Genomic DNA, 20,764 nt, shown 5'->3' with positions numbered 1-20,764 from the left:
CCCTAACCCTCACATATAATTCACAATATAGATCAGCGCGCCGATCGCCACCCATGGCACGATATATACGCCCAGGATCAGTTTGCGCCGGAACGAATTGTCGTAGACGTGCAGACCGCGTTCCACAAAGGCCTGTTTGTTACCGCGCTTGCCCTTTTCGTCCCACCAGCTTTCCAGCTTGCGGCGGCGTGCGTTGCGCGAATAGAGCGACAGCACAACATAGGCAACCGTCTGGATCACCAGCAGGATCAGAAACAGGCGCATCGCTCCGAACATCTCAGCCCTTCCTTACCGAACCCCAGGGCCCGACCCGCGCGATCACTGCCTCGCTGATCCGATCTTCGCCGGACATATCCGGCTCATGCCCGAACAGGGCCGCGCGGGCCCCGACCTTGTCCACCTGATACTCGCGCGCGAGGAAGTCGGCAACATAGGCTTTCTTGGCCTCGGGCCAGGTTTTGTAGGTGCTGTAGAACAGCTCTTTATGGCAAATGAACATCTGGCGCGGGTCTAGTGGGGCCAGTTCCGACAACAGCATATTCACAAGGTCCCGGTTTGGCGTATCGGCGGCCCGCAGTGTGTAGAAATAGGCCGGATGGTCCGAGGTGATGCGCGGCCACGGCCCGCCATCGGTCGCCCAGCGCAGCAGTTGCGCCAGACCGTGATACGCCTCGGGCAGGCGATCCGAATGATTGCGCGCCAGACGTCGCATGTCGCTGCGATCCAGCCCGGTCAGATCGACATCGGCATCTGCGGCGGCGGCGATGGTCAGGAAATCCATCTTCTGTTGCAGGATCGCGGCGGCATCTACACTGCGCGCCTTGACGATGGGTTCAACCAGATCGTTATAGTCCAGGAACTTGGCAATCTGGTTTCGTTGCGAAGGGCCAAAGACATATTTGATCGGCAGGTCGTCTGGTTTTTCGCCCATGCAAATCGCCGCCGGGTGGTCCAGATCGGGGAACAGATAGAGCCCACCGAAATGCGCCGTCCAGAAGTTGCGTTGCTCGAACGCAGTATGGCGCAGGTGGACCGGGTTGCGAGTGACGTCGCCGGTTTCCTTGGCCGTTTCGATCATTTTTGCGATCAATACGTCGTCGAACCACGCATCCTCTTCGGTCTTGAACCGTTCGACCATCCCCGCCAGTTGCTGTGCCTTGCGCAAGGTGCCGCCGGCGGTGTCAGCCTCAATCTCGATCTTGCGCAGGTTCAGCAGATCGCGGGGCGTGGTGAGTTTGATGACCGAGTTCACCAGTTCTCCGGCCACCGCATCGGTGGCGGTCAGGGCGAACAACTGCGCCTCGTTCATCTCGATAAACTCGCGCAGGATATCGCGCGAGGTCGAGAATTTGACGTTCAGCAGCGGCGCACGTTTCTGCTCGGTCGTCAGCAGGATGAACTGCCGGTTGACCCCATTGGGGTTGAGATAAAGCTCATCCTCCAGCTCAATCCCAACCTCTGGCGAATAGCCCGAGATATCCACATGGAAATCCGTCAGCGCCGTGGTCTTGCCCGCCAGATGCTGCAACGCTCGGTTATACCGCTCGACCAGAGCCGGGCTGGAGATGTGGACGAGGTTGCCGAACATCAGGCCTTTTTCGATGAGGCGGATCATGTTTCATTCTCAGCAAGAACTTGAGCGTCTAGTATATCCTGTTTAAGTCTTCGCCACTCGCCTCTCAAAAATTCATTGCTAACTCTAGAGAGTCGTATTTGCGTTTTCATTAGCGTCTCAGTGTCCGCTTCATTAAAGTCCGCTGTATACGCTTCATCCATAGCTTGAACGACGGCTAGCGCTTTTTTCTCTTCCAAGTTCAAACGCATGTAAATTTTCGTTCTAATCGCAAAGAGTTGGCTAATGTCGTCTATTCCGTCACGATGAAAAACTAGACGCGAAAACTCGGTTAAGTCGGAACGCATTTCGTCGATCCACTGTCTTCTGAATTCCGCGATTTTCAACTCAGATTGAACTTTTCTGTTGGCTTTTTCCCTTCTTTCAGCTGACTGGTTCGTTAACCTCGCCGTCAAAACAGCCAGCATAGAAACCAAGCTGAGAGTGCCTATTGAGATCAGTATGCCATCGAATTCCGATACAAAAAGCTCAATCTTATCAATCAATCCACCCGGGTACTTTGAAAGGGCTGCAAGGACGACTGGGGTAATCGCCAAAAAAGTTAAAACGGCAAGAACTACAACTAGCGCTATCACCCCTTCCCCTCCAGATACCGCCGCTTGGCCTCTTCCATCCGGCCCATGTCGCGGACGGCGTTTTCGATGGCGACCTCGTCGCTCTTGTCGGCATAGCGGAACTCGCTGTCAGCGTAGCGGTTGATCTCTTGCATCACCATCTCGACCGTGATCGGCTGGCGCAGGTCCTCGATCATGGCCTTCTTGGTGTCGTAGTCCCGGAACAGGAACAGGTCGGGGTTTTCCATCCACTCGTCGGGCAGTTCGAAATCCATCGCGCGGACCTTGACCGCGTCGGTGATGTTCTTGATCGCGCGGCCGGTGAACCGCTCATCCGCCTGTTGGATCGCCTTGAGGTAGGTGCCCAGCTTGGCGATCGTGTCCATCTGGCCGATCTCGCCAGAGACCCGGTCATAGACTTGCAACAAGGCGTCTTCGTGCGGGCGGGAGTGGCTTTCGAAACTGGCGGCGACGGCCTTTTTGATCTCCTGCGCGGCATAGGCGTCGTGTTCGCCCAGCGGGATGTCGTGGTTGCGGCCCATCAGCAGGTGCAGAATGTCGATGTAATCCTCGCGCGTTTGCGGCCCGTCCACCAGAAACCGCGCGCCTGCCCGCTGGCGCAGGGCGTCGTCCACATTCTCGGGGTAGTTCGAGAACATGCCAAAGGTGCAATTGCCGCGCACGACAGTGTTGGCGCCCGCAAAGCTCTCCATCAGAACGGCGGTGATTTCCAGTTGCCCGGCTGAGGACTGCCGGTCGCCGCGTTTGCCCGCTAACTGGTCGATATCGTCGATGGTGCCGAAACCGATGACCGAGGGGTCTTGAACCGTGTTGATAAAGGCCTTGGCGTTCTGGCCGGACTTGCCCTGATAGCTGTCAATATTGTCGGTGCTCAGGTTCTGGTAGCGGAACGGATAGCCTGCGTTCTGGCAATAGTCGTTGATCAGCCCGGCCATCATCTGGATCAGGGTGGTCTTGCCGGTGCCCGGTTTGCCGTCGCCCATGAAGGTAAAGATGAACCCGCCGAGTTCCGCGAACGGGTTCAGGCGACGGTCGAAATCATAGGCCATCAGCATTTTGGCCAGCTTCATCGCCTGATACTTGGCGATATGGTTGCCGACCACCTCGTTCGGTTTCTTGAACGTCATGGTCAGGGTGGTGGATTTGGCCTTTGAGGCGGGTTCAAAGCCCCGGATCGTCAGATCATCAGCCTCAATATGCCAGGCGGCGTTCTGGAACGGGGCCAGATGACCTGCGGTCTGGGCACGCAGGGCGGCCTTATCCATCAATTGCTCGGCATAGGCACTGGTTGCGGCGATCAGGTGGGTATCGTCGGGGGCGTGTTTGGCAAGGGTCTGGTCCAGCTCCCACAAAGCGCCATGCAGGGCGAGCTGGCCATTGTCGGTCAGAACCTCTTCGACCTCACCAATATCGACGGTGGTTTCGCCCAGATGCGAGGACATCAGATAAGCCAGCGCATTGCCGAACACGTGCGACGTAATCAGAGCCTCGGCCGTCAGCAATTCCGAGAATTCCGTCTTGCGGGCGGCATGCAAATCCCCGGCCAAATTCGCCCGCTTCAGATCAGCCAGCGGGGTCTGTTCCGCATAGGCCTCGGCCACGGCCAAAGCGATGGCAATGGCGCGTCGGATCGCCTGCTGAGTGGTCGCCTGCGGCGGAGAGACCAGCGTATCGCCATCATCCGAGGCCTCAATCCGTTCGACCAGATGCACGCCATCGGCCCGCACGGTGCGCCGCGTCACCAGTCCCGGCGTCGTGGAGCGAAACCGCCGCCCCGTTGACACGCCCGGAGACCGCTCAACGGCGGCCTCAACCGCCTTGGCAATCCGCGGCGCATGTTCGAACCCGTTCAGCAAGGCAGTCGCTGCCGGATAGTGCTTGCGAATATCCGCCTCGCGTAATTCCATCTGATCTGACGTCAAACTCATTTCATAACAGCCCTTGCTTCATCTTTTCTAAAATACTCCCGCCGGAGGCAAAAATTCTAATACCGCAACACCTGCCCCGACTTGCTGACCACAAACTTGCGCACATCGGCAAAACCCGGCGGGTTGCGCTCGGCCAGCACCTGAAAGGGTCGCTGAGGCAGGATGATCGAGCGTTGCGTGCGCGTCGCCCCGGTCTCGGCCCCCTGACCGCCGAACGGGTCCAGCGCAAAGACCTCGCGCTCGACGGTGGAAAACCACCCGGCGCGCTCCTCGATCACGTCCTCGCTCTCCAACTCTTCCATGGTCCAGGCCAGCGCCCAATCCTGCCCCTGCGGAGATTGCGCGCCCTCCAGCACCTGCCGCAGCGGGCCGGATTGCTCGGTATAGGCCGAGGAATACATCGGCCCCACATGAATGCGGCGCATGTGTTTGGGGTGCAGGTCGTCGAAATCCTGATCAAAGCCCTTGGCGATGGTCACCAGTTTCAGCCCGCCTAAGGATTGCGCCATCAGATGCGCCTGCACCTCGGGCCAGCGGCGCTGGTCTTTGGGCAGGGCCGTCTTGCCGCTGTCCTCCAACTGCATCAGGTAAATGACCGGCAGGTTGATCTGGCTGTCATAGACCGCCCAGTGGATCAGGAATTTGCGCCGCTCGCCCTCGGTCCCGATCCAGTGACATTCGGGATCGTTGCGCGCCCAGAACAGCTCTCCCTTCAACAATTCCTCGTAATAGAGCCTTTGCGATAGCGCGAATTGCAGCTTGGTGGGGATATCCCGGTCGCCAATGATCGTCCGCACCATGTCGGTTTTCAGGTCGTCCTCCGAGGGCATATTCGCCAGATGCACCTGCGCCTGCTGCGCGTCGTTGGCCATGGTCAGCAACTCGGCCGCCACCGGAAAGCCGCTGTCGCGCTTGTCCATGGCGAGGCTGCCAAAGAACCGCCCGGTATCGCGCCCGACCAGCAGGTATTTCATGGAAAGCGCACGGAAGGTGTACAGCAGCCCCGAGAGGTAACGCGACACGATCCGCACCTCTTGCTTGCTGATCGCGCCTTCGGCCTCCATCGTCGCGGCCACGCGCAGGAGGTGGACGGTGATCACCTCGAATTTGCGGAAATAGCGGCGCGAGGCGAAGGTGTCGGTCAGGCCGACATGGTCTTGGGTGGGGTTAGTCATTTGCGTCTCTTAGCAGGATCTCAAATTCTGAAATCACTGCCCTTTACCCTTGGCGGAACGCACTCTTCCGAATGCATCAAGTTCAAAGAAGCTAAAGAGCATATTGGCCTCCGATTGGCGCACATTGAAGAATTGTGGATCGCGGCTCCGAATAATGTGAGCAGCCATGGAGAAAAGCGCGCGGGCAAGAATCCCGAAACAACCGACCAAAACAAACAGAAAAACAAGAAAGAGTGCCGCGAACATAATCCCGTTCATGTCATCTTGAAGCGTGAAGCGAAATGGCGCGTCTGTACCAATGTCCGCCAACGAAACACTTCGTCCAGAGAAAAACGAGACCAGTCTTCCTGCAACCGCGATCAAGATGCCCAAGAAACCAAATCTGCGAAAAACTCTCCAACTCCACATAAGGGCCTAACCCCCATACAAATTCTTATCATGCTTCTCGACAATCGAAGCAAACCGACGGGCAAAGCGTTCGTCGGCCTTGGCCTTTTTCTCCAGCACATCGCGGGCAAAGACCATGTGGTCCTCATGCGCCTCAAGCATGTCGGCCATTTTCTGGTTGGTCGCGGTGCCGATGGCGGCCATCGCCGTCTGTGCCTCTTGGTCGGTCTGCACGCCGATCTCGTTGATACGGTGGGCCACGTCCTGCTGCTGCGCGGTTTTCAGCGATTTGGTCAGGGCGTCATACAGGACCACGCGCTGTTGCGTGTCTGTCTGCAGCTTGTTGATCAGCACCATCTGCGTCGCCGCCTGGTTTTGCAGTGAATCGACCCAGGTTTTGCCCTTTTCGATATAGCGTTCCAGCGTTTGCGACTTGGCCAGCTTGACCTGTTCTTCCTGAACCTTGGCGTTGTATTGCTTGTTCAGCTCGGCCAGTTCGGTTTCCAGCTGGGTCCGCGCGGCGGCGTCCTGTTCGACGCTGATCTTGTTTTCCAAAGTGATAATCGTCGGGTCCATGCCCTGAATCTCGGTGCGCAAAGCCTCCAGTTCGGCCACGGTGGCCTCACGGTCGTCCAGCGTGACGGTCAAGTTGTCCTCGACCTTCACACGCTGTTCTTCCAGTACGGCCAGCTGACCCTCCAGCAGCTTCACGATCACATCCGATTTGGCGATCAGATCCTGCAGCTTGTCGTCGATATTGGCGGTGCGCATCCGTTCCTGCCGCATCGACTCGGATTTGCCTTTGGAGAAGACGCCGACAAACGACTCCCACCCGGTTTTCGAGCGCATCTCGTCGAAATCCTTGGAAAACGCGCTGGTCACGTCGTCCAGACCCATGATCAGCTCGGCGATATTGGCGTTCATCACTTCTGTATGAGCGTGAACATCTTCAAGCGTGGCGTTTTCGATGTCGATATCCGCCTCGGCGGTGCCAATCTTGGCACGGGCGGCCTCAATGCGCGAGGTCAGGCCTTCGATCTGCGATTGCGACTCGCGCACCTTGGTCTGAGTTTCCTGAATCAACGCCTCAAACTGCTGGTTCGACATCTTGCTATCCCTTTTTCCTTATTTACCCAATAAGATAGGGAATGTTACGGTCATTTACATCCCCTTGACGTCCAAAATCCCGGAAACTTTGGCAAACTCGCACCCGAATTGAAAGGCAAGCAGGCGCAACCAGACGGTGAACCCGGCACTGCGGCGCAGCTGCAACGCTATCCCCGACCGAAAGGAACGCCAACTGGGATGATCCGCCCGCCACAGTGGCCATAGACAAAGCCCGCAACACCTGTTTGGGTGCGCGCAAACCACATCTGCCGGAGGCTAACCTATGCTGGACGCAACAACCGATCTGAAATCCCTGCTCAAGAACCCCGATCTTCTGGCGACCAAGGCCTATATCGGCGGTCAGTGGGTGGATGGCGACAATGGCACCTTCACCGTGACCAACCCTGCGCGGGGCGATGTGGTCGCCGAGGTGGCCGATGTCAGCCGCGCGCAGGTGGCGGGTGCAATTGCGCAGGCCGAGGCGGCACAAAAGGAATGGGCCAAGCTGACCGGTAAGGAACGCGCGGCAATCTTGCGGCGCTGGTACGATCTGATGATGGAAAACGCCGAGGATCTGGGCAAGATCCTGACCGCCGAACAGGGCAAACCACTGGCCGAGGCCGTGGGTGAGATCGGCTATGGCGCGTCTTTCATCGAGTTCTTCGGGGAAGAAGCCAAGCGTATTTATGGCGAGACAATCCCGGGCCACCAGCGCGACAAGCGGATCATGGTGATGAAGCAGCCCATCGGCGTGGCGGCCTCGATCACCCCGTGGAACTTCCCCAACGCGATGATCACCCGCAAAGCCGGGCCTGCGCTGGCTGCGGGCTGTGCCTTCGTGGCGCGCCCGGCCAAAGAAACGCCTCTGTCCGCGATCGTTCTGGCGGTTCTGGCGGAACAGGCGGGCATCCCGGCTGGCGTGTTCAACGTGGTGCCATCGTCGCGCGCCAGTGAGATTGGCAAAGAGTTCTGCGAAAACCCCGGTGTGCGCAAACTGACCTTTACCGGCTCGACCGAGGTGGGGCGCATCCTGCTGAAACAGGCCGCCGATCAGGTGATGAAATGCTCGATGGAGCTGGGCGGCAACGCGCCGTTCATCGTGTTCGACGACGCGGATCTGGATGCGGCTGTCGAAGGCGCGATGCTGTGCAAGTTCCGCAACAACGGCCAGACCTGCGTTTGTGCCAACCGTATCTACGTTCAGGCCGGTGTGTATGACGCATTCGCAGCCAAGCTGAAGGCCGCAGTCGAAGCGCTGAAGATTGGCGATGGCCTGACCGAGGGCACCACAACCGGCCCGCTGATCAACGCCGAAGCTGTCGAGAAGGTCAAAGAGCATATCGAGGACGTCACATCCAAAGGCGGTGCGGTGCTGACCGGCGGTCTGCCCCATGATCTGGGCGGCACCTTCTTCCAGCCGACCATCGTGACCGGCGTAACGCAGGACATGATGGTGGCGCAGGACGAAACCTTTGGCCCGCTGGCCCCGCTGTTCAAGTTCGAAGACGAAGATGACGTGATCGCAATGGCCAATGACACAATCTTCGGTCTGGCCTCGTATTTCTACGCCAAGGACCTGAGCCGCGTCTACAAAGTGGCCGAGGCGCTGGAATATGGCATCGTCGGCGTGAACACCGGCATCATCTCGACCGAGCTTGGCCCGTTCGGCGGCGTCAAACAATCCGGTCTGGGCCGCGAAGGCAGCCATCACGGCATGGAAGACTATCTGGAAATGAAATACGTCTGCCTGTCGGTCTGATCCAATCCGGCCATCGCCTTCGGGCGGTGGCCGACCCTGATGCGCTTGTCATCAAACTGAATCGAAACCGTCACAATACCGCAATGAACCGGGGTCATCCCTCTGGCGACCAACCCAGAGAGGATCCCAACCGATGTCATTGCGCTATGTCTGCCTGACATCTGCCCTTGCCCTGACTGCCGGTCAGGCCATGGCGGAGATGAATTTCAACCGAATTGCGTCTTTCCCCGTCGTCAAGAACATGGCCGAAGGGGCCGATACCACTCGCGAAACCTCACCCGAGATCATCGCGGCCACTGCGGATGGTATGACGCTGGTCTATACCGACAGCCCGTTGGGCGTGATCGGCATGATCGACATCAGCGACCCCGCGAACCCTGCGCCGTTGGGTGCGATGGAAGTGGGGGGTGAGCCAACCTCGGTTGGGATCGTTGGCGACACGGCTTTTGTGGGCGTGAACACGTCGGAAAGCTACACTGCGCCTTCGGGCAAGCTGATCTCGGTCGATATCGCGGGTAAGGCCGAAACCGGTGCTTGTGATCTCGGCGGTCAGCCCGACAGCGTGGCGATCGCACCCGATGGCAGCTTTGTTGCCGTAGCGATCGAGAATGAGCGGGACGAAGACCTGAACGACGGCATCATCCCGCAATTGCCCGCCGGATCGCTGGCACTGGTGCCACTGAAAGACGGCGCGCTGGATTGCGCGGGCATGAAAATGGCCTCGCTGACCGGTTTGGCCGAAGTTGCGCCCACCGATCCCGAACCGGAGTTTGTTGACATCAACGCCCTCGGCGAAACCGTCGTTACCTTGCAGGAAAACAACCACATTGCGGTTGTCGACAAGGACGGCAATGTGGTCAGTCATTTCTCGGCAGGCAACGTGGATCTGGAAGGCATCGACGCCACCGACGAACGCGGCGCGCTGATCTTCACCGAAAGCCAGCCGGGCCGCCTGCGTGAACCCGATGCAGTGAAATGGATCGACGACAGCCACTTCGCCACCGCCAACGAAGGCGACTATCAGGGCGGTTCGCGCGGTTGGACCATCTTCCACAAGGACGGAACCGTTGTTTACGAGAATGGCACCGAGTTCGAGAAGGCGATCATCCAGATCGGCCACTACCCGGATAAACGCTCGGACAGCAAAGGCGTAGAGCCCGAAAGCGTGACCGCAGCCACCTTTGACGGCACGCCGATGATCTTTGTCGGGGCCGAGCGTGCCTCGGTCGTTGGTGTCTATGACGCCACCGACCCGGCCAATCCGGTGTTGAAACAACTGCTGCCCTCGGGAGTTGGTCCGGAAGGGTACGTGGCGATCCCCGAGCGCAACCTGCTGATCTCGGCCAACGAAAAGGACCTGATCGAAGATGGCGGCCCGCGCGCGCATGTCTCGATCTTCGAGTATCAGGACGCCCCCGCCAGCTATCCGCACCTCACTTCGGAAGGCGCGGATGAACTGATCGGTTGGGGCGCACTCTCCGGTCTGGTCGCGGATGAGGACGGCATGATCTATGCGGTCAATGACAGCTTTTACGGTTTCCAGCCGTCGATCTTCAAGATCGACCCCAGCCAGCAGCCCGCCCGCATCGTGGACGTGATCCGCATTCACCGTCAAGACGGCAACCCGGCGCAGAAGCTGGACCTGGAAGGCATCACGCTGGACGGCAAGGGCGGCTTCTACGTCGCCTCGGAAGGTCGCACTGACCGGGTGATCCCGCACGCGATCTACCATGTCTCGGCCGACGGTCTGATCAAGGACCGCAAGGGCGAGATTGGCCTGCCGCCGGAATTGATGGCCGTCGAAAAGCGCTTTGGTTTTGAGGGCATCACCAAGACTGGCGACACCCTGTGGATGGCGGTTCAGCGCGAATGGCAGGACGACCCGGAAAACCACGTGAAACTGGTCGCCTACAATCTGGAGACCCAGGAATGGGGAGCGGTGCATTATCCCAAGGCGGATCCGGAAACAGGCTGGGTTGGCCTGTCGGAAATCGTGGCCTTCGGTGACCATGTCTATGTCATCGAACGCGACAACCAGCACGACCACCGCGCCGTGACCAAAAAGATCTACCGCATCCCGCTGTCCGAAATGACCCCGGCCCCGCTGGGCGGCCCACTGCCTGTGGTCAGCAAGGAAGAGGTCCGCGACCTGCTGCCCGACCTGACCTCGACCGGCGGTTACGTTCTGGACAAGATCGAAGGTCTGGCCATCCTGCCCTCGGGCGAGGCATTTGTTATGACCGACAATGACGGCGTCGACGATGCCTCGGGCGAGACGATGTTCTGGTCGATCGGGTCGGTAACTGCTGGGAATTGAACCCACTTGCAACACGTTGGATGACCCCGCGCGAATTTGTGCGGGGTCATCTTGTTTTTTGACGTCAGCTTTGAGCCCAAACTACCGGATGCTGCGTGACAGACGAATGGCGGCCATCACATGTTCAGGTAAAGCTTCTCGATAAAGTCCCCGCGCTCCTGGGGCCCAAAATCGAGAACCAGAATGTCGTCTAGTTTTACGTCAGAATACTTGGTGCAATGCTTCGCGAACTCCACGGCTTCTTCAAGCGTTTCTTCGTCATGCCACGAAGTCATTACGAACTTTTCTTCGGGGTATTCGCCGTAGTCATAGAGTTCAAGAAAAGCCCAATCCACGCTATCGTCCCACAAGGTGCAGTCTAGACCCCACGCCAAAGCAAAGAGACACCCAGCTTTCACGAGAGCCCCGCTGACTTCGTGCCTGTAGTCAGCATCCACCTCGCGCTCAATAAGTATGAGGCACTTGAAGCTCGTCATTTCTTTTGGAACCGAAATTGGAATATCGGCAGGGAGAAACAGGTACTTGAACATCATAAAATTGGGCGATGTAAACGCGCCAAAGTCAAGTTCGTATCAACTATGAGATGTATGGATTGATGTCAAAACAGACATCTAACAGCCTTTGCGAACGGCAGGTTTGTCCGCATAGCGAACCTCCAGACACAAAAACAACGCCCCGCGTCTGGAGGAACGCGGGGCGTGTGTTGCGGCAGTCTGGGAGGAGGCGACTGCCGCGGAACGTTAAAGCGTGTTAGTTGACCGCTTTGGCGTCAACCACGTCCTTCTCGATGGCTTTGGCCGAAGAAATCTCGATCCGGCGCGGTTTCAGGGCTTCGGGCACTTCGCGCTTCAGGTCGATGTTCAGCATACCGTTTTCGTGGCTCGCGCCGGTGACGCGGACGTGGTCGGCCAGCGCGAAACGACGCTCGAATGCGCGGGTGGCGATGCCACGGTGCAGATAGCTGCGCTCCTGATCCTCGGCGGCTTTCTTACCGGCCACGACAAGCGAGTTTTCCTTCACTTCGACGGACAGGTCTGCTTCGGAAAAACCAGCGACAGCGACGGAAATCCGGTAGGTGTCTGCGTCGGTTTTCTCGATATTGTATGGGGGATAGCTGGGCTGAGCCACGTCATTGGTCAGAACGCGGTCCATCATGTCGGCGATCTGGTCAAAGCCAATGGTGGCGCGGTGCAGCGGTGCAAAATCAAATGTACGCATGTGTCGTATCCTCATCCTTGAGCGATTTACGATATATGCCCTCCGAACGGACGGGCGATTTCAACTGCCAGGCCCCGTTTGTGGCGACCCGGTACAGTTCACATGGGTAGCATTTTGACCAAGTTCAACCCCCGCCCGAGCTGATGAATTTCGCGCCGGAACTGGACTTGCCGGTTCCGACCTGCAACCGGCGGATCGACGCTTTGGGCTGGGGCGCGTCGCGGCGCATGATTGCTTTGAGGTCCGAGACCACGCCCTCAAGCTCCATCCCAAATCCGGTCTTTCGGCCACCCTGCACACTGACGGCCGAAACCACGGACAAAATCTGCCAGCGCGAGCCGTTCTTGGCCAGAATGGCTGACCCGGACGAGCCGAAGGTGATGTCGCAATCAAAGGTGATCAGCCCCTGCCGCCGTTGCAGAATACGGCACGAGCGTTCGCGCGTAATCGCCTCGGCCCGTCCGCGTCCGTATGAGGCGATGCTGATCTCTCCGTTCGCCACCCGCCCGTTATGCAGGGCAAACGGGTCGGCAATGTCATAGGGGATCGGTTCTTCCAGCCGCATCAGGGCGACATCGTCCTGAATGCTTTGAACGGACAGGGGCGCGTTTGCGACATAACCGGGATGGGCGGCGATCTGCACCACCTTGCGTTCAGCCAACGCGGTGCCGTTGCTGAGGCCCGCGCGAAACGTAACCTCGCCCGGCACATAAGGTTTGCCCGTCCGTTTGTCCAAAGCGCAATGTGCGGCGGTCAAAACCAGATCCTGTGCAATCAGCGTTCCGGTACAGAAGGAACGCGTGCCGACGTCCAGCCGGCCAATCGCTTCCCACCCGTACAGATCCTCTCGATCTGTCAGTTTGCGCTTGTTGGTCTGGGCCTGCGCGGTGGTTGCAATGACAGAAAGACCGAGAAGAAAACAAAGAATGACCCTGATCATGGCTTGACGAACCTCGCCCCTACGTTTTTGCCCCCACCGTTTCCTGACGCCGAGGATGTGAACCCGCGCCCTGCCGCAAGCTCGGCCTGCAACAGCTCAAGCGCGTGTTCGACTGCGGTGCCAATGGCCACGCTTTGCCCGTCCATGCTGGCCTTGGCGGCCACGACCGAGACGATGCGCGGCTCGGGCCCCGAGAAGGAAAAGACTGGCGCGCCGGAAGCCCCGAAATCCACATCGCAGGACATGACCAGAATGCCCGCCTGCCGATTCATGACCGAACAGACCTCTTGCAACGACGGGGCCTCGGCCCGATCCGCCGCGTAGGACACCACGCCGACCTCTTCGCCGCGTTTCGGCTGCGCGCCGGTGTCAAACGGGGTCACGGAGGTGTTTCGAATTGGCTGCCACAGCTCGATCAAGGCAATATCCGTGCTGACACGGTCAGGCGACGCGTCGGCACCAAAGCTATAGCCTGGGTGAATCACTGCCTGCCGTGCATCGCGATAGGCCAAGGCCCGCCCCAGACGCCAGCCTGCTAGAAATTCGATATCCGCCAGATCGATGATCTGACCGGTGGCTTTGTTGAAAAGGCAATGCGCGGCGGTCAGGACCAGATTCGGCGCAACCAGCGTGCCGGTGCAAAACCCCACGCCCTTGATGTTCAACCGACCGACAGCCATCCAATCCCGACCGGAATCAGAGGTTTCCAGGCTTTTAAGCCCAGTGTCCTGTGCCGCTGCCGTGAAAGGCAACACGCACAGCGCCATCGCTTTGATCCATTTGCGCACGCGGTACTCCGCCCGTTTCCTCCGGCCCACTGTCTTATGGGGCGCGTGCGGCGAAAATAGGGCGGGTTGGGTTTTGTGACCGATATGATGCCACCGGGCATCACGCGGTTTCAGCGCAGGATTGGCACGTCTTGATTTGCCCGGCTGGTGGTCAGTGCCCGGGGCTTCGGCCCCCCGGTTGCCCAGTCCAACAGCTCGACCGTATGCACAATCGGAACCTCGGTGGCCGAGCCGATCTGCATCATGCAGCCGATATTCCCCGCAGCGATAATATCGGGCCGTTTCGCCTCAAGCGTTTTGACCTTGCGCTGCTTCAACTGGCCCGAGATTTCCGGCTGCATCAGGTTATAGGTGCCCGCGCTTCCACAGCACAAATGGCTGTCGGCAGGCTCCACCACCTTGAACCCGGCACGCTTCAAAAGGTCCTTTGGATAAGTCTTGATCTGCTGCCCATGTTGCAAAGAACAGGCAGCGTGATAGGCCACGGTCAGATCCTGATCCGATTGCTCAGGCAGCTCCAACTGCATCAGAACTTCGCTGACATCCATGGCAATCGCCGACACCCGGGCCGCATCCTCGGCCAGCGCATCATTGCGGAACATATGCCGGTAATCCTTGACCGTGGTGCCGCAGCCCGAGGTGTTGATAACGATGGCGTCCAGCCCGTCCCCGTCCATCTCGCGCGTCCAGGCGCGGATATTCGCCGCTGCCGCCGCGTGGCTGTCGCGGCTTTTGCCCATGTGATGGGTCAAGGCACCGCAACACCCGGCCCCCTCGGCCACCACAACTTCGCATCCCAATCGGGTCAGCAACCGGATCGTGGCATCGTTGATATCGGTGTTCAGAGCCTTTTGCGCACAGCCCGTCATCAGCGCGACGCGTTTTCTGCGCGGGCCGATGGGCGCAAAGCTCTGCGGATCGTCATTGCGACTGACCGGAGGGATCTGTTTCGGTGCCATGTCCAGCATTGCCCGCAACCGCGCATCCGGCATCAGGAACCGAAACGGACGGCCCAGCTTGGCCCCAATCAGGGCCCAACGAAACCGCATCGGATAGGGCAGAATTTGCGCCAGCACCCAGCGCAATACCCGATCCGACAGAGGGCGCTTGTAATTGTTCTCGATATATTCCCGCGCGTGATCGACCAAATGCATGTAATGCACCCCCGACGGGCAGGTCGTCATGCAAGCGAGGCAAGACAAACAACGGTCGATATGTTTGACCGTTTTCTCATCCGGCACACGCTCATTCTCCAGCATGTCCTTGATCAGGTAGATGCGACCGCGCGGGCTGTCGAGCTCATCCCCCAGCACCTGATAGGTGGGGCATGTGGCAGTGCAAAAGCCGCAATGCACGCAACTGCGCAGAATTTCATTGGAGCGCCGGATCGCCGGGTCCTGCAGTTGCTTTTCGGTAAATGTCGTCTGCATCTGTCTACCCCATCAGGCCCGGATTGAAACGGCCATGCGGGTCGAACCGCTGCCGCAACCCACGGGTCAAGGCTGCAACCTGTGCGGGTTCAGGCTGAAACCGGCCCAGAGCATTCACCGTCTCCGGGGCCGCCCGCACCAGCGTTGCATGGCCTGAAAAATCCCCCAATCGCGCCCGAACGTCCGACCCGTCATCCACCAGCGCCCAGATCAATCCGCCACCCCAATCCAGCAACAGCCCGCTGGCCTCAAGCCGCGCAGAAATCTCAGGTGCGTCGCTCGGCTTGACCGAGATACGCCAGACATCGCCATCCTTGCCCGCAAACGCGCGGGCATCCCGGATCGCGCACCAAATATCTTCAGGGTTTTCCATGCGCGAAACCTCGCCAAACCCGGATAAAACCGTCTGCAACCGCTCCGCGCGATAGGCAACCGAATCCTCAAACCCCTCAACCCGTAGCAGAGCCTGCCCCATCGCTGGATCATACGCGGCGCCGCTGACCTCGAAGGGGGATTTCAACGCCGCAGACAGAACCTCAATCGCACTCGCGACATGGGGGGCCGAAACGCCCAAAGTCGCCGTCGCCTTGGGCATGGGCAGCACCTTCAACGATACCTCGGTCAACACGCCCAAAGTGCCCCAGGACCCGGCCATCAGCTTGACCAGATCATAGCCGGTGACGTTCTTCATCACCCGCCCGCCATTCTTGACCACCTGGCCGCGCCCATCGACAAAGCGCACGCCAAGCAGAAAATCCCGGCACGCCCCGGCCTGCACCCGGCGCGGGCCCGAGATATTGGCGGCCACGACCCCACCAATCGTCGGCTCTCCCGAATGTCTAAGCAGTACCCGATAATCCGCAGGCTCAAACGCCAGTTGCTGCCCTTCCGCTGCCAATGCAGCCTCGATCTCAGCCACCGGGGTCCCCGCCCGCGCCACCAAGGTCAGCGCACCCGGCTCATAAAGCGTTATTCCGCTCAGAGCGGCCGTGCTCAAAACCGGCTCGGGTCCCTGCACGCCGCGCGTGCCGCCGCCCTCAATACGCACCGGCCCGTTCAGCCCGGCCACGATCTCGGCCAGTTCCATCTCTGTCTCAGGTCTCATGATACTTCTTCTTGTTCAAAAATACGGCGGGGTGAATTGGCCCGCAGGGCCAAGAGGGGCTGGCCCCTCATTCCGCCGCCATCCGCCGCCCTTGCGACGCATCCAATGGAAACACCTTGGCCGGATTCAGCAGCCACCGTGGGTCGAACACATCCTTTACCGCCATCTGCGCCTCAAGATCGGCGGGCGTGTATTGATGCGACATCAGATCCCGCTTTTCGATTCCCACCCCATGCTCTCCGGTCAGGCACCCGCCGACATCGACGCACAGCTTCAGGATATCCGCGCCAAACGCCTCGCATTTCTCAAGATCACCGGGCTTGTTGGCATCGAACAGGATCAAGGGGTGCATGTTGCCATCGCCCGCATGGAAGACATTGCCTACGGGCAGGCCATATTCCTCGCTCAACTCACCGATCCGGCGCAACACCTCGGGTAAGGACGACACGGGGATCGTCCCGTCCAGGCACATATAGTCATTCATCTGCCCCATCGCCCCAAAGGCCGACTTCCGCCCCAGCCAAATCTTGGCGCTTTCTTCCGCCGACTGGCTCTCGCGCAATTCGACCGGGTTGTGACGCTTGGCAATCTCGATGATCTTCGAAAGCTGATAGTCGATCTCGGCCTCGGACCCCTCGACTTCGACTATCAGCAAAGCCGTGCAATCGGGATAACCCGCATGGGCGAAGTTCTCGCAGGCCTTGATGCACAGCGTATCCATGAACTCGATCGCCACCGGCAGGATGCCCGACTTGATAATGTCCGAAACGCATTGCCCGGCCACCTCATTGTCATCGAACCCCATCAGCACAGGCCGCGCGCCTTCGGGCTTGCGCAGAATGCGCAGCGTTGCCTCGGTCACGACGCCCAACTGCCCTTCAGAGCCGCAGATCACACCCAACAGGTCCAGCCCACCGGAATCCAGATGCGCGCCGCCGATCTCGACAACGCTGCCATCCATCATCACCATCTTGACGCCTAACAGGTTATTGGTGGTCACACCGTATTTCAGACAATGCGCCCCGCCCGAGTTCATCGCGATGTTCCCCGCAATCGCGCAAGCCAGTTGCGAGGACGGATCGGGCGCATAGAAGAAATCCTCCTCCTCGACCGCGCCGGTCACACTCAGATTGGTGCGACCGGTCTGAACGCGGATGAAGCGGTTGTCGTAATCCGTCTCCAGCACCTCATTCATGCGCGCCACACCCAGAATCACGCAATCCGCCGTGGGCAGCGCTCCGCCCGCCAGCGATGTGCCGGACCCGCGCGGGACCACCGGCACGCCCTCATCATGGCAGATGCGCAAAACGTCCGAGACCTCTTGCGTGGTTGATGGCAACACCGCCAGCATCGGCGGACAGCGATAGGCGGTCAGCGCATCACATTCATAAGCGCGCGTTTCCGCCGGGTCGTGAATCACCGCATCCCCGGGCAAAACCTGCAGCAAACGCGCCAGAACGCTTTGCTTGCGTGCAAGCACATCGGGATTTGGCTGGGGCATGTCCATTGCTGATCCTCCAATTTGGTAAAATAATATTACCAATTTATCGATCTGGCAAGTTCAATGATCTGTGCCTACTGTCGCGCCCATGACCTGGATTGATCGCGCGCTTCTGTTTTCGACACTGGACTATGTCGCCATCCTGTTGCTGATCGGGGCCTGGCAGGGGATCGGCTGGAAGATCGAGCATCCCTTACCCAACAGGCGATCCGTTTCCATGATGATGGACGACTTCCGCCGGGACTGGATGCGCGAGATGGTCACCCGGCAACCGCGCATGTTCGACGCGCAGGTCGTGGCGGCGATGCGGCAGGGCAGTACGTTCTTCGCCTCGACCACGATGATCGCCATTGGCGGCGGGCTGGCCCTGCTGGGCAATACCGAACAACTGTCCGGTGTCGCCAGCGATCTGGCCATCGGCAGCGCGCCTGCGCTGGTGTGGGAGATCAAGATACTGGTCGTGATCCTGTTTCTGGCCAATGCCTTTCTGAAATATGTTTGGGCGCACCGTCTGTTTGGCTATTGCGCCGTGCTGATGGCTGCTGTTCCGAACGACCCGGAGGACGCACAGGCCTACCCTCGCGCGGCCCAGTCGGCCGAGATTTGCGTGACCGCCGCCCGCAGCTTCAACCGCGCGCTGCGGGCCACCTATTTCGCTCTTGCCTCTTTGGCCTGGTTCCTGGGGCCCATCACGCTGATCCTTGGAACAGCCATCACGGTTGGCGTTCTCTACCGGCGTGAGTTCGCCTCGCACTCTCGCTCAGTTCTTTTGACCTTGCCGCCTGACACCAAGACGTGATCGCAATACTGCGCTTAACAAATTATGGTCTACCCATGCGTTATCTGATTCTTACCGCCCTGTTTGCCACGCCCGTCCTGGCCGATCCGCCGACAATCGAGGAGGTCTCGGCCCGCCAAAGCGGCGATACATGGCGGTTTGACGTCACCATCCGGCATCCTGACACCGGCTGGGACGATTACGCAGATGGCTGGCGTGTGCTGGACATGGACGGGAATGAGCTGGGGATGCGCGTGCTGCATCATCCGCATGTGGATGAGCAACCCTTTACCCGATCACTTGGTGGCGTCGCCATTCCCGAAGGCACCGCGCAGGTGCAGATACAGGCGCGTGACAATGTCGGCGGCTGGGCCGAAGACACCACGGTCATCGATCTGAACTGACGCTCAGAACACCCCAAGGCTTAGCCCAGCGGCCATCGCAGCACCGATCTCACGACAGTGCTCAAGCTGTTCGTCGGGGATTGTCTTTTCGGCCAGAATTGCCTCGGGCGTCTGCGCATGGGTGCAGATGATCAGCGGCGGCTGAACCTCTTTCAACCGCCAGCCGGTGGCGATGCGAGCAGTTTGACGGGCGGCGTTCTCTCCGTCTGACCCGGCGCAGATCATCTGGGCATAGGGGCGGCCCTCGATCCGGCCCAGCACCGGATAGTAGCTGCGGTCGAAAAACTCCTTCATCAGACCCGAAATCGCCGCCAGATTCTCGGGCGTGCAGAAGATATAGCCATCGGCGGAGAGCAAATCCTCAGGCCCGGCCTGATCGGCGAATTTCAGAACAACCTCAGCCTCGTCACGCCCGGCCTCAGCCGCCGCTTCGGCCATCTGCCGGGCTCCGCCGGTGCGCGAATGGTAAACGATCAGAAGCTGCGCCATGTCAGACCCGGTGATAGGGGCCGCCCGACAGGATGGTTGCGGCCCGGTAGAGTTGTTCGGCCAGCATCACACGGACCAGCATATGGGGCCAGACCATCGACCCGAATGAGATGGAAAAATCCGCCTCAGCCCGCAGGCTGGGGTCGATCCCGTCCGCCCCGCCAATGATCAGCGCCAGATCCTGCCGCCCGGCATCGCGCCAGCCGCCCAGTTTTTGCGCAAAATCGGGCGAGGACATGACCCGCCCCCGCTCATCCAGCGTGCAGATCACCGCCCCCTTGGGAAGCGCCTTGCGCAGCAGCGCGGCCTCGGCCCCCATGCCTGCGCTTTTCTTGTCCTCAACCTCGATCACCCGCGCAGGACCAAGGCCCAGGCTACGGCCGGTCCGGTCAAATCGGGTCAGGTAATCGTCAAGCAGGGACTTCTCGGGCCCGGCGCGCAATCGCCCGACCGCAACTATGCTGATACGCATATCTCTCTCGCCTCCGGCCCCTTAATACGGGCCGGGATGGCGCCTCAGTTCGCCGAGGCGCTGCCGCCCGCAGGCAGCCACATCTTTTCCAGCTGGTAGAATTCGCGCACTTCGGGGCGGAAGATATGGACGATCACGTCGCCCGTATCGATCAGCACCCAGTCGCCGGCATCCTTGCCTTCGACCTTCGAGGTGAAACCGAATTCCTGCTTGATGCGATCCGTCAGCTTTTCCGCCATGGCCGAAACCTGCCGGGTCGAACGACCCGAGGCAATCACCATGTGATCTGCAACAGAAGACTTGCCTTGCAGGTTGATCTGCACAACGTCTTCGGCCTTGTCATCGGAAAGTGAGGAAAGGATACGTTCAAGCAGCTTGTCGCTGATTGACTGAGAGTGGGCCATCACGCTGGCCCCATCTTCGGCAGGCAAACCCGCCTGAGTATGTAGAGACAGGACATAGTCCTCCTTTGCTGCGCGCCGTCAGATCCCCGGCGCAGGGATACTTATAAGGTAACAAGCACCTCGTGACATTTCAATGAAGGCCCCCGGAACCCACACAGCATTGTGCCCTGACGGCATCTGCGGGGTCGTAAGGGACCTTGATAGACTCGGCCAGTATCTATATCTGACCGCTTATGAGACCTCATACGGCCCCGAATATCGACCTGCAAGACCGCGCGCGCCTGCGTGAACGGTTCTTTGGGGCTGCCCGCACGGTTCTGGCCCGCCTATAGGCGGCGTCCAGCCACTCGCCAG

The 20,764-nt window shown here is 59.5% G+C and carries 22 protein-coding genes; 5 read left to right on the top strand and 17 right to left on the bottom strand.

The features are described from left to right. Positions 1 to 9 precede the first annotated feature (9 nt). Genes ACR0MO_RS18485 through ACR0MO_RS18455 form a run of 7 tightly spaced genes read right to left on the bottom strand, consistent with a single transcriptional unit; the run spans position 10 to position 6,805 of the window. The gene (locus ACR0MO_RS18485; protein ID WP_170524243.1) at positions 10 to 276 is read right to left on the bottom strand and encodes a hypothetical protein; all 267 of its coding nucleotides are present in this window, start codon (positions 274 to 276) and stop codon (positions 10 to 12) included. A gap of 1 nt (position 277) precedes the next feature. Continuing rightward, the gene (locus tag ACR0MO_RS18480) at positions 278 to 1,615 is read right to left on the bottom strand and encodes a DUF6638 family protein (protein WP_480892695.1); all 1,338 of its coding nucleotides are present in this window, start codon (positions 1,613 to 1,615) and stop codon (positions 278 to 280) included. Then, positions 1,612 to 2,208: a hypothetical protein gene (locus ACR0MO_RS18475; protein ID WP_480585918.1), complete on the bottom strand. Its 597-nt coding sequence runs from the start codon at positions 2,206 to 2,208 to the stop codon at positions 1,612 to 1,614. The genes ACR0MO_RS18480 and ACR0MO_RS18475 overlap by 4 nt, the downstream gene beginning before the upstream one ends. After that, positions 2,205 to 4,136, bottom strand: coding sequence for an AAA family ATPase (locus tag ACR0MO_RS18470; RefSeq protein WP_480892692.1), 1,932 nt, complete (start codon positions 4,134 to 4,136; stop codon positions 2,205 to 2,207). The genes ACR0MO_RS18475 and ACR0MO_RS18470 overlap by 4 nt, the downstream gene beginning before the upstream one ends. 56 nt (positions 4,137 to 4,192) lie before the next feature. Next, a complete protein-coding gene (locus ACR0MO_RS18465; protein ID WP_480892689.1) occupies positions 4,193 to 5,311 on the bottom strand; it encodes a hypothetical protein in 1,119 nt (372 codons plus the stop codon). 33 nt (positions 5,312 to 5,344) lie between these two features. After that, positions 5,345 to 5,683, bottom strand: a complete 339-nt coding sequence (locus ACR0MO_RS18460) for a hypothetical protein (protein WP_480892686.1) — start codon at positions 5,681 to 5,683, stop codon at positions 5,345 to 5,347. A 42-nt stretch (positions 5,684 to 5,725) separates the two neighbouring features. Continuing rightward, positions 5,726 to 6,805 (bottom strand): coiled-coil domain-containing protein, encoded by a 1,080-nt coding sequence (locus ACR0MO_RS18455; RefSeq protein ID WP_170524229.1) that lies wholly within the window; start codon positions 6,803 to 6,805, stop codon positions 5,726 to 5,728. 283 nt (positions 6,806 to 7,088) lie between these two features. Between ACR0MO_RS18455 and ACR0MO_RS18450 the strand changes: the two genes are divergently transcribed. Both ACR0MO_RS18450 and ACR0MO_RS18445 read left to right on the top strand, forming a co-directional pair. After that, the gene (locus tag ACR0MO_RS18450; RefSeq protein WP_170524226.1) at positions 7,089 to 8,564 is read left to right on the top strand and encodes an NAD-dependent succinate-semialdehyde dehydrogenase; all 1,476 of its coding nucleotides are present in this window, start codon (positions 7,089 to 7,091) and stop codon (positions 8,562 to 8,564) included. Positions 8,565 to 8,697: 133 nt separating this feature from the next. Continuing rightward, a complete protein-coding gene (locus tag ACR0MO_RS18445; RefSeq protein WP_480892683.1) occupies positions 8,698 to 10,881 on the top strand; it encodes an esterase-like activity of phytase family protein in 2,184 nt (727 codons plus the stop codon). Positions 10,882 to 10,997: 116 nt separating this feature from the next. Here ACR0MO_RS18445 and ACR0MO_RS18440 read toward each other — a convergent pair whose 3' ends face one another. The 7 genes from ACR0MO_RS18440 to ACR0MO_RS18410 all read right to left on the bottom strand — a co-directional run bounded on the left by ACR0MO_RS18440 (position 10,998) and on the right by ACR0MO_RS18410 (position 17,869). Further along, positions 10,998 to 11,411, bottom strand: coding sequence for a DUF7684 family protein (locus tag ACR0MO_RS18440; RefSeq protein ID WP_170455868.1), 414 nt, complete (start codon positions 11,409 to 11,411; stop codon positions 10,998 to 11,000). Between the two features lie 220 nt (positions 11,412 to 11,631). After that, positions 11,632 to 12,099 carry an Hsp20 family protein gene (locus ACR0MO_RS18435; protein WP_170455870.1) on the bottom strand — a complete coding sequence of 156 codons (468 nt, stop codon included), beginning with the start codon at positions 12,097 to 12,099 and terminating at the stop codon, positions 11,632 to 11,634. Positions 12,100 to 12,223: 124 nt separating this feature from the next. Then, positions 12,224 to 13,039 carry a trypsin-like serine protease gene (locus ACR0MO_RS18430; protein ID WP_170455872.1) on the bottom strand — a complete coding sequence of 272 codons (816 nt, stop codon included), beginning with the start codon at positions 13,037 to 13,039 and terminating at the stop codon, positions 12,224 to 12,226. Next, a complete protein-coding gene (locus ACR0MO_RS18425; protein ID WP_480892680.1) occupies positions 13,036 to 13,827 on the bottom strand; it encodes a trypsin-like serine peptidase in 792 nt (263 codons plus the stop codon). The genes ACR0MO_RS18430 and ACR0MO_RS18425 overlap by 4 nt, the downstream gene beginning before the upstream one ends. A 110-nt stretch (positions 13,828 to 13,937) precedes the next feature. Continuing rightward, positions 13,938 to 15,257, bottom strand: coding sequence for a glycolate oxidase subunit GlcF (glcF, locus tag ACR0MO_RS18420; RefSeq protein ID WP_480892677.1), 1,320 nt, complete (start codon positions 15,255 to 15,257; stop codon positions 13,938 to 13,940). Positions 15,258 to 15,261: 4 nt separating this feature from the next. Then, positions 15,262 to 16,362, bottom strand: a complete 1,101-nt coding sequence (gene glcE / locus ACR0MO_RS18415; RefSeq protein ID WP_170455876.1) for a glycolate oxidase subunit GlcE — start codon at positions 16,360 to 16,362, stop codon at positions 15,262 to 15,264. A 67-nt stretch (positions 16,363 to 16,429) separates the two neighbouring features. Further along, positions 16,430 to 17,869 (bottom strand): FAD-linked oxidase C-terminal domain-containing protein, encoded by a 1,440-nt coding sequence (locus ACR0MO_RS18410; protein WP_480892674.1) that lies wholly within the window; start codon positions 17,867 to 17,869, stop codon positions 16,430 to 16,432. An 82-nt stretch (positions 17,870 to 17,951) separates the two neighbouring features. Between ACR0MO_RS18410 and ACR0MO_RS18405 the strand changes: the two genes are divergently transcribed. Beyond that, positions 17,952 to 18,662 carry a DUF599 domain-containing protein gene (locus tag ACR0MO_RS18405; RefSeq protein ID WP_480781893.1) on the top strand — a complete coding sequence of 237 codons (711 nt, stop codon included), beginning with the start codon at positions 17,952 to 17,954 and terminating at the stop codon, positions 18,660 to 18,662. Positions 18,663 to 18,697: 35 nt separating this feature from the next. Then, complete coding sequence (locus ACR0MO_RS18400; RefSeq protein WP_170455882.1) at positions 18,698 to 19,045, top strand: hypothetical protein; 348 nt, start codon at positions 18,698 to 18,700, stop codon at positions 19,043 to 19,045. 3 nt (positions 19,046 to 19,048) lie between these two features. Here ACR0MO_RS18400 and ACR0MO_RS18395 read toward each other — a convergent pair whose 3' ends face one another. From ACR0MO_RS18395 to rsfS, 3 genes are read right to left on the bottom strand one after another with little or no spacing between them, the layout of a single operon-like run. Continuing rightward, a complete protein-coding gene (locus tag ACR0MO_RS18395) occupies positions 19,049 to 19,534 on the bottom strand; it encodes a flavodoxin family protein (RefSeq protein ID WP_480892671.1) in 486 nt (161 codons plus the stop codon). 1 nt (position 19,535) lies between these two features. Continuing rightward, positions 19,536 to 20,006, bottom strand: coding sequence for a 23S rRNA (pseudouridine(1915)-N(3))-methyltransferase RlmH (gene rlmH, locus ACR0MO_RS18390; protein ID WP_480627168.1), 471 nt, complete (start codon positions 20,004 to 20,006; stop codon positions 19,536 to 19,538). 44 nt (positions 20,007 to 20,050) lie between these two features. After that, complete coding sequence (rsfS, locus tag ACR0MO_RS18385) at positions 20,051 to 20,410, bottom strand: ribosome silencing factor (protein ID WP_039525373.1); 360 nt, start codon at positions 20,408 to 20,410, stop codon at positions 20,051 to 20,053. A 233-nt stretch (positions 20,411 to 20,643) separates the two neighbouring features. Here rsfS and ACR0MO_RS18380 point away from each other — a divergent pair, with 233 nt between their 5' ends. Then, a complete protein-coding gene (locus ACR0MO_RS18380; protein ID WP_170455888.1) occupies positions 20,644 to 20,742 on the top strand; it encodes an isopropylmalate isomerase in 99 nt (32 codons plus the stop codon). Positions 20,743 to 20,764 lie beyond the last annotated feature (22 nt).

It is taken from the genome of Ruegeria sp. K5 (genome assembly GCF_056531805.1).
Note: the sequence above shows the minus strand (reverse complement) of the source record. Positions and strands in the feature narration are given on the sequence as shown.